Origin of the sequence: Novosphingobium sp. BW1 (assembly GCF_008107685.1) — a bacterium.
Classification (GTDB): Bacteria; Pseudomonadota; Alphaproteobacteria; order Sphingomonadales; family Sphingomonadaceae; genus Novosphingobium.
Genome location: NZ_VIRF01000033.1, coordinates 1 through 8,405 on the forward strand (window position 1 = coordinate 1; position 8,405 = coordinate 8,405).

Sequence of the window (8,405 nt, forward strand, 5' to 3'; positions counted from 1 at the left end):
AGATGTGTATAAGAGAGCTTGCCATCCCTCCTACGTGGACGTCCCTGCGCGCGCCTTCAAGCGCTAAGCACACACGCCGCGTGCAGGGCAAGCGTCCCTTCGCGGCGCCGCGGCCAAGCCGGGTGTTCAGATGGATCGGGGAGGGCTATCAGTCGCTTGCCCCTGGCGCCGGCAATGTGCACCGCGCCAGGCAACCGCAACAGGACGAGACCGGGACCCCATCGCGACATGACCAATTACGAGGAACGGCTCTGGGAGGATCGCTACTGGTCGAGCGCGGACGGTCTCAAACTTCATTACCGCGACTATCTTCCCGCCAGCGTGGACGGCGCACAGGTGCTCGACGAGGCGCGCCCCGTGGTGCTGTGTCTCCATGGCCTCAGCCGCAACGCGCGCGACTTTGACGGCCTAGCACCCCACTTTGCGCACCGCGGCTGGCACGTGCTGTGCCCGGACCTGCGCGGCCGGGGCGAGAGCGATTATGCCAAGGAGGCCTCCAGCTACGGCCCTGTCCAGTACGTCGCCGATATCCTCGATCTCATCCGGCACGAGGGGCTGCAGAAGGTGGTCGTCATCGGAACCTCGCTGGGCGGGCTGCTGGCCATGGGGCTCGTCCAGGAGATCCCCGAGCGGATCGCCGGTGCGGTCATCAACGATGTCGGCCCCTGGCTCGAACCGGCCGGGATGGAGCGCATCCGCGAGTACCTGGGGCAGGGGCGCAGCTATCCCACCTGGGTTCACGCCGCGCGCGGCATCGAGGATGCACACGATGGCTCGCATCCCGACCAGCCGCTCGACTTCTGGATCCGCATGGCCAAGCGGCTGATGACGCTTTCGAGCAGCGGGCGCGTGGTGTTCGACTACGACATGAAGATCGCCGAACCGGTCCTCGACATCGACCTTGCCGACCAGCCCGACCTGTGGCCCTGGTGGGAGGCGATGGCGGGGCGTCCGCTGCTGGTGGTGCGCGGCGAACTTTCCGACGTGCTCTCGCTCAAGACCCTGGCGCAGATGCTGGAGCGGGTGCCGGGCGCCGAGGCGCTGACGCTTGCCCACGTGGGCCACGCGCCGACTCTCGACGAGCCTGAGGCGCTCGCCGCGATCGAGGCGCTGCTGGCGCGCACGCTCTGAGCCGGGCGCCAAGAGGGAAGGGGGCGCCTGTGCATTTCCTGCACCTTCATTCGGGCTTCAACGCCGGGGGCAAGGAACTGCGCGCGGTGCGCCTGATGCAGGCCTTCGGGCCGGACATCGCGCATACGGTGGTCTCTGCCCAGCCCGGCGCCTATGGTGCGGCCGATGTGCTCGATCCGGCCTTGCAGGTGACGCTGGGGGGCAATTTCCCGGCCCTTCAGGGACGTCCCACACCCGTTCGCCTGTGGCGTATCGCCCGGGCGATGCGGGGGTACGACCTTGTCCTCACCTACAACTGGGGCGCCATGGATGCAGTGCTGGCGCACCGTCTCTTTGCCCGGGGCCTTGGCCTGCCACCACTGGTCCACCACGAGGACGGCTTCAACGAGGACGAGGCGGCCGGGCTCAAATGGCAGCGCAATCTGTTTCGGCGGGTGGCACTCGTGGGCGCGGCGGCGCTTGTCGTGCCCTCGCAGCGCCTTTCCGCCATCGCGCGGGATGCCTGGCACCAGAGCGCCGCGCGCGTGCGGATGATCGGTAACGGTATTCCCACCGCGCGCTATGCCGCGCGCCCGGCGCCCGATTCCCTTCCCGGCCTCACCAAGGTGCCCGGCACGTTCTGGCTGGGGACGCTTGCGGGGCTGCGGGCGGTCAAGAACCTGCCTAGGCTGGTGCGCGCCTTCGCTGCTCTGCCGCAGCCATGGCAGCTCATTATCGTGGGCGAGGGGCCCGAACGCGCAACAATCCTGGCCGAAGCACAGCGGCTGGGGGTGGCTGAGCGCGTCCACCTGCCCGGCTTCGTTGCCGATCCGGCGCGCGTGGTGGGGCTTTTCGATCTTTTCGCGCTCTCCTCCGATAGCGAGCAGTTTCCGATCTCGGTGGTCGAATCGATGGCGGCGGGCCTTGCCATCGCCGCGCCCGCCGTCGGCGATGTGGCGGCGATGGTGGCTGGGGAAAACCGTCCCTTCATCACCGCGCCCGGCGATGAGGCCGCGCTGGCCCGCGCGCTGGGCGAGCTTGCCGAGGACGGGGCCCTGCGCGCCCGGGTCGGAGCCGCCAACCAGGACTACGCCCAGGCTTTCTACGATGAAAACGCGATGATTTCGGCCTATCGGGAAACCTACGCAGCGGCTATGGGAGGCGCGCAAGGCTGACCCTTGCCGTTCTGAAAATCCCGTTCAGTTCCGCTTCAGAGCGGGACGTGCAGCGATGATGGCCGTTGAAAAGCCGCATTCATACGCTAAACAGCCTCAAACCCACCTCGTACCGCAGAAAGCGCCCCGATCTTGGCCCTGCCACCTGACACGAATTCCGCCTCCACCGGCTCCGACAAGAACGACAAGGCCGCGGCCCGCAAGGCCGCGCAGCAGGACGTCTTCGTCCGCGAGGTCGACGATGCCCTGCGCCAGGACCAGATGGAAAGCTTCCTGAAGGGCAAGGGGCTGGCGCTTGCCGCGCTGATCGTGATCGTCCTCGCAGGCTTTGGTGGCTGGCTTTATTGGAACCACCACCAGAATACCCTGCGCGAAGAGCACGCCGAGGCCTATATCCAGGCGCTCGACAGCGTCCAGGCAGGCAATCTCGATGATGCCAAGGCCAAGCTTCAGGCGCTGAGCGGCGAAGATGCCAAGGGCAATGCCGTGCCTGCGAAGCTGATGCTTGCCGCGATCGCGCAGGAGCAGGATGACGTGGCCGGTGCCGCCAAGATCTACGAAGGCGTCGCCGCCGATGAGGCTGCCCCCAAGCCGCTGCGCGATTTGGCCACCGTGCGCCTTGTCGCTGCGCGCTTCGATGAGATGAAGCCGCAGGACGTGGTCGATCGCCTCAAGCCGCTGGCCGCGCCGGGCAACGCCTGGTTCGGCGTCGCGGCCGAGATGGTCGGCATGGCCTACCTCAAGATGGACAAGCCCGACCAGGCTGGTCCCCTCTTCGCCGAGATCGCCAAGGATAAGAACGCCAGCGAAGGCCAGCGCAGCCGCGCGCGCCAGCTCGCTGCTGTCCTTGGTGTCGATGCCGTGCCCGACGTGGTCGATGCGCGCGGCGAGGCGATCGAGGACACCGAGAGCACGTCCGAACCCGAAGCCGCGCCCAAGGGCGCCAAGGCGCAGGCCGCCGACAGCGGCGAGACGGCCGCCGAATGAAATTTACCTGTAAGGATAAAGGCATGACCGCAGTCGACCTGACCCATCGGGCCCCGCGCCGCGCCGTGTGGCGCCGCCGCGCCGCGCCGCTCCTGGCGCTTGCGCTGGTGACGGGCCTTTCGGGCTGCAAGCTCTTCGGCGGTGGCGGGGACGGTGGTCCCAAGACCCCGACCGTGGGTGAGCGTATTCCCATCCTCTCGCGCATCGAGAGCGGCGCCGAAGTCGATCCCTCGATGGCCGGCGTTTCGGTGATCCTGCCGCCCGAACAGGTCAACGCAACCTGGGCCCAGGGCGGCGGCAGCGCCAGCAAGTCCTACGGCCACCTCGCGCTTTCCTCCAACCCGTCCGAGGTCTGGAGTGCCAGCATCGCAGGCTCCACGCAGCGCGCGCGTCTGGCCGCCTCGCCAGTGGTGGGCGACGGAAGGCTCTATGTCATCGACACGCGCGGTGTCGCCCATGCCTTCAACGTGGAGACCGGCAGCGAGGTCTGGACCAAGAGCTTCAAGGTTTCCGGCGAAGACGAGAAGTCGATCTTCGGCGGCGGTGTTAGCTTCGACAGCGGCAAGGTCTTCGTCACCACGGGCGTAGGCGAAGTTGCCGCGCTTGACGCGCGCACCGGCGAGCAGACGTGGTCAGTCAAGCCCGCAGGTCCCTTGCGCGGCGCGCCCACGGTTGCCTTCAACGCGATCTACGTGATGACGCAGGACAACCAGATCTTCGCGCTCAACGCGGCCGACGGAAAGGTGCTGTGGAGCGAATCGGGCTCGATCACCCAGTCGGGCGTCTTCGGCGTGGCTTCGCCCGCTGCGGCGCGCGGCACGGTCATCGCGGGTTACTCCTCGGGCGAACTCGTTGCCTACCGCTACGAGAACGGCCGCCAGCTCTGGTCGGACGCGCTCGCACGCACTTCGATCTCGACCGAGGTGGGCAGCCTTACCGACGTCGATGCCGATCCCATTATCGACCAGGGCCGCGTCTTCGCGCTGGGTCAGGGCGGGCGTATGGCGGCTTACGAACTGCTCACTGGCCAGCGCGTGTGGGAGCTGAACCTGGCGGGCATCTCCACCCCGGCGGTCGCAGGCGACTGGGTGTTCACTCTCGATGACAAGGCCGAAATCCTCGCGATCTCGCGGGCCAACGGCAAGGTGCGCTGGCTGACCCAGCTGACCCGTTATGGCAACCCCAAGAAGCGCAAGAACCCGGTGTTCTGGGTCGGCCCGGTGCTGGCTGGCAACGCGCTGTGGACAGGCAACTCGGACGGTGAGGTCTACCGCATCGACCCGGCAAGCGGTGAGGAAACCCTCTTCACCAAGGTCAAGGACGCCGTCTCGCTTGCCCCCGTGGTGGCCAACTCGACGCTCTTCGTGCTCGACGATTCGGGCCGTATCACCGCGTTCCGTTAAGATCGGTTGGGCGCATGTTCGGTTCTGGACATGCGCCTTCCATCCCTCCTTGCGGCGGTTTCCTCCGTTTCGGTCGCTTTAACCAATTGCGTGTAGCTCTTCTGGCATGACGAGCCAGAGGGACACGGGGGATAGCGAGACATGCGCACAGCGCCCGGCCAGTGACGTGTCGGCGGGTGCTGGCCTTGTCGGGCTGGCTGCGCTCCTGTGCTGGCTGCTGATCTGCCGCAACTGGGCGAGTTTGGCACAGGCTTTCCAATTTCCCGGCCCCCGCGCCGCGATGAGCGGCCCTTACGCTTCGCTTGCCGCACTTTTCATGACGGGCACGGCGATGAGCCTCTATTCGCTCCTCATCGACAAGGTTCATCAAAACCCCTCCACCGGCATCGACTGGGCGCACCCGCGCCCCTGGCGCGCGGCCCGCGAGATCTCGATCACCAAGATCGCGGGGCTCTGGGCAACCTGGATCGGGATCGGCCTCTTCTACTGCATCGCGCGCTGGTACTGGGACGGGCAGTACCTCTTTGCCATGCAGGTAATCGGCGCGGCGGCGCCGATCCTATTCCTCCTTTCGATCCCCTATGTCCTGTGGCTCGACCGGGTTCTCATCGAGCCGTGCGATGCCTCCTGGCACTTCGGCGCGCTTCTCCTCGGCCGCGAGGCGTGGGAGGCAGTGCAGGTGAAGAAGCACTGGCGGGCCTGGGCCATCAAGGGTTTTTTTGGTGCCTTCATGATCTCGATCCTGCCCGGCGGCTTCGCCCATATCGTCGAGGCGGACCTGTCGCAGATCGGCTCCGACCCGGTCGAGACGGGCTCGCTCCTGATTGGGCTCTTGTTCCTCATTGACGTGCAGATCGGCACCGTGGGCTACATCTTTACCTTCCGCCCGCTCGATGCCCATATCCGCAGCGGCAACCCGTTCCTGGCGGGCTGGGTGGCCGCGCTCCTGTGCTATCCGCCCTTCGTGTGGGGCACGATCGGGCGGTCGGACGTCTTGGGCTATGAAGTCCACACGGGTGGGTGGGCCTACTGGCTCGAGGGCTACACGCCGATTTTGTGGCTCTGGGCGGGGCTGATGGTGGTCCTGACCGCGATCTACGCCTGGGCGACCTTCGCCTTTGGCCTGCGTTTTTCCAACCTGACCTATCGCGGGGTGCTGACGAACGGGCCTTACCGCTTCACGCGCCACCCGGCCTATCTGTCCAAGAACGCCTTCTGGTGGCTCTCGACGCTGCCCTTCCTCGTCACCAACGGGTCGCTCACCGACATGGTGCGCAACACTGTCCTGCTCGCCATCGTCAGTTCGATCTACTTCTGGCGCGCGAAGACCGAGGAAGCGCATCTCCTGCGCGAGGATGCCAAGTACCGTGAATACCACGCCTGGATGGCGCGCAATGCCTTCATCACGCGCACCATCTCGAAGCTCTGGACGCGCTTTGCCCCCAAGCCGGTGTCCGCGCAGGCCGCCGAGTAGGGCGGCCCGGCCGGATCAGAAGCTCTTGACCTTGTAGATAGGGGCGATCTCGCCCTGCCACTCACCGTTATAGAGGTCGAGCAAGCGCTGGGCCGGAACCCGGCCACTGGCGACGATCTCGGCCAGCGGTTCCAGATAGCCGGTTTCGTTGTCGCCACTGGCGTTGAGGCGGCCGCGCGCGGCAAGTCCTTGCCGCGCGATGTCGAGCACCTCGCCCGCGATGTCGCGCAAGGTGCCGCCGGTCGGGATAGGCGCGTCGAGGCCGAGTTTCGGGACCGAGGAACGCAGTGTCTCGCGCCCTTCCAGGTCCCAATCCTTGACCAGGGCCCAGGCCGCGTCGAGCGCGCCCTGATCATAGAGCAGGCCGACCCACAGCGCCGGAAGCGCGCAGATGCGGTTCCACGGGCCACCATCGGCGCCGCGCATTTCCAGGAAGGACTTGAGGCGCACTTCGGGGAAAGCGGTGGAGAGGTGGTCGTTCCAGTCCGAGATGCGCGGCTTTTCGCCGGGCAAGACCGAAAGTTCGCCTTTCAGGAAGTCGCGGAAGGACAGTCCGGCCGCGTCGATGTACTTGCCGTCGCGAAAGACGAAGTACATCGGCACATCGAGCATGTACTCGACATAGCGTTCGTAGCCGAAGCCGTCCTCGAACACGAAGGGCAGCATGCCCGTGCGCGCCGGGTCCGTGTCCGACCAGATGTGGCTGCGGTAGGAAAGCATGCCGTTGGGCTTGCCCTCGGTGAAGGGCGAATTGGCAAAGAGCGCGGTTGCCAGCGGCTGCAGCGCCAGCGAGGTGCGGAACTTCTGCACCATGTCGGCCTCGCTCGAATAGTCGAGATTGACCTGGATGGTGCAGGTGCGCAGCATCATGTCGAGGCCGAGCGAGCCGACGCGCGGCATGTGCCGGGTCATGATGTCGTAGCGGCCCTTGGGCATCAGCGGCAGATCCGCGCGGGCTTTGTCGGGCCACATGCCCAGGCCCAGGAAGCCCTTGCCCAGCCGTTCGCCAATGGCCTTGACCTGGTTGAGGTGACGCCCGGTCTCGGCACAGGTCTGATGCAGGTTTTCAAGCGGGGCGCCCGAAAGTTCGAGCTGTCCGGCGGGCTCCAGGCTGACGGTGCCGTCCGCGCCCTTCATCGCGATGACCTTGCCGCCCTCCAGGATCGGCTCCCAGCCGAACTCCTCGAGCGCGAGGAGCAGGTCGCGGATGCCGCCTTTCTCGTCGTAGGAGGGGGCGTGGTGGTCGCTCGTGTCGTAGACGAACTTCTCGTGCTCGGTCCCGATCCGCCACGCCTCGCGCGGCTTCTCGCCCGCGGCCATCGGCGCGGCAAGCTGGTCCAGGGTCTCGATTACTGGATCGTCACGATCCGAAGCCTCGCGGGTACTCATGGGCCCGGAGGTAGAGATGCGAAGGCCTTAGCGCCAGCCCCATTTTTGTTTCCAGGCATACAATATGGCGCGGTATTCACACAGTGGACCAGTCGCCCCGCGTTGCCATCCACACCGCGCAGGCCGCGATCGTGGCGGTTTCTCCGCGCAGGATGCGCGGGCCCAGCGTGATCGCGCGGGCGGCCGGATGGGCGCGGATCGCGGCGCGCTCGGCGTCGTCGAAGCCGCCTTCCGGGCCCACCAGCAGCGCAGCCGGGCCATCGTGCGCGGCAAATTGCGCGGCGGCCGGTTCGCCGCCCTGTTCGTCGGCGAAGAACAGCGCGCGGTTCTCCGGCCAGTCAGCCAGCAGCGCGTCGAGCTTCACCGGACCTGCCAGTCCGGGCAGCGCGGTACGCGCGCACTGCTCGGCCGCTTCGGACACGATGGTCTGCGCGCGCTCGGGATTGAGCTTGTCGGCGACGCAGCGCCGGGTCAGCACCGGCTGGATCCGCGCAACGCCCAGTTCGGTCACCTTTTCCATCACGAGATCGAAGTTGGGCTTTTTCAGAAGCGCGGCGCAGAGCCAGAAATCGGGTACCGCTTCGCGGTCGCGCAGCTTCTGGCGAAGGGCGAGGGTGACGTGGCGCTTGTCCGCGTCGAGCACTTGGGCCGCCCATTCGCCGGTCACATCGTCGCACAGGATCACCGCATCGCCTGCGCCCACGCGCATGACCCGTGCGAGGTAGTTCGCCGGGTTGCCGTCAAGGCGCAGCTCCTGCCCCTCGGCAAGGGGGCTGGGAATGAACAGACGGGGGGCCGAGCGTGGCGGCCAGGCGGGAGTGGCGGGCATGGGCGGATCTCGTTGCAGCGGAGGAACGCGCTTTAGAG

Annotated in this window: 7 protein-coding genes; 5 read left to right on the top strand and 2 right to left on the bottom strand. The window is 66.8% G+C overall.

The window, feature by feature from the left end:
* Window positions 1-228 precede the first annotated feature (228 nt).
* From FMM79_RS00860 to FMM79_RS00880, 5 genes are all read left to right on the top strand, one after another.
* Complete coding sequence (locus FMM79_RS00860; protein WP_148625276.1) at window positions 229-1,131, top strand: alpha/beta fold hydrolase; 903 nt, start codon at window positions 229-231, stop codon at window positions 1,129-1,131.
* 29 nt (window positions 1,132-1,160) lie between these two features.
* Window positions 1,161-2,285 (top strand): glycosyltransferase, encoded by a 1,125-nt coding sequence (locus tag FMM79_RS00865; protein ID WP_240338893.1) that lies wholly within the window; start codon window positions 1,161-1,163, stop codon window positions 2,283-2,285.
* 132 nt (window positions 2,286-2,417) lie between these two features.
* Complete coding sequence (locus FMM79_RS00870) at window positions 2,418-3,272, top strand: tetratricopeptide repeat protein (protein WP_148625278.1); 855 nt, start codon at window positions 2,418-2,420, stop codon at window positions 3,270-3,272.
* A 23-nt stretch (window positions 3,273-3,295) separates the two neighbouring features.
* Complete coding sequence (locus FMM79_RS00875) at window positions 3,296-4,675, top strand: PQQ-like beta-propeller repeat protein (RefSeq protein ID WP_148625280.1); 1,380 nt, start codon at window positions 3,296-3,298, stop codon at window positions 4,673-4,675.
* 106 nt (window positions 4,676-4,781) lie between these two features.
* Window positions 4,782-6,149, top strand: a complete 1,368-nt coding sequence (locus tag FMM79_RS00880; RefSeq protein ID WP_148625282.1) for an isoprenylcysteine carboxylmethyltransferase family protein — start codon at window positions 4,782-4,784, stop codon at window positions 6,147-6,149.
* 15 nt (window positions 6,150-6,164) lie between these two features.
* Here the strand turns inward: FMM79_RS00880 and FMM79_RS00885 are convergent, their stop codons facing one another.
* Window positions 6,165-7,538, bottom strand: a complete 1,374-nt coding sequence (locus tag FMM79_RS00885; RefSeq protein WP_148625284.1) for a glutamate--cysteine ligase — start codon at window positions 7,536-7,538, stop codon at window positions 6,165-6,167.
* A gap of 76 nt (window positions 7,539-7,614) precedes the next feature.
* Window positions 7,615-8,367, bottom strand: coding sequence for a 16S rRNA (uracil(1498)-N(3))-methyltransferase (locus tag FMM79_RS00890; RefSeq protein ID WP_148625286.1), 753 nt, complete (start codon window positions 8,365-8,367; stop codon window positions 7,615-7,617).
* Between the last annotated feature and the right edge of the window lie 38 nt (window positions 8,368-8,405).

What these genes read in the sequence shown, in the direction of transcription:
- FMM79_RS00860 (WP_148625276.1), top strand. Translation starts at nt 229, where the DNA reads ATGACCAATTACGAGGAACGGCTCTGGGAGGATCGCTACTGGTCGAGC.
- FMM79_RS00890 (WP_148625286.1), bottom strand. Translation starts at nt 8,367, where the DNA reads ATGCCCGCCACTCCCGCCTGGCCGCCACGCTCGGCCCCCCGTCTGTTC.
- FMM79_RS00880 (WP_148625282.1), top strand. Translation starts at nt 4,782, where the DNA reads ATGACGAGCCAGAGGGACACGGGGGATAGCGAGACATGCGCACAGCGC.
- FMM79_RS00875 (WP_148625280.1), top strand. Translation starts at nt 3,296, where the DNA reads ATGACCGCAGTCGACCTGACCCATCGGGCCCCGCGCCGCGCCGTGTGG.
- FMM79_RS00885 (WP_148625284.1), bottom strand. Translation starts at nt 7,538, where the DNA reads ATGAGTACCCGCGAGGCTTCGGATCGTGACGATCCAGTAATCGAGACC.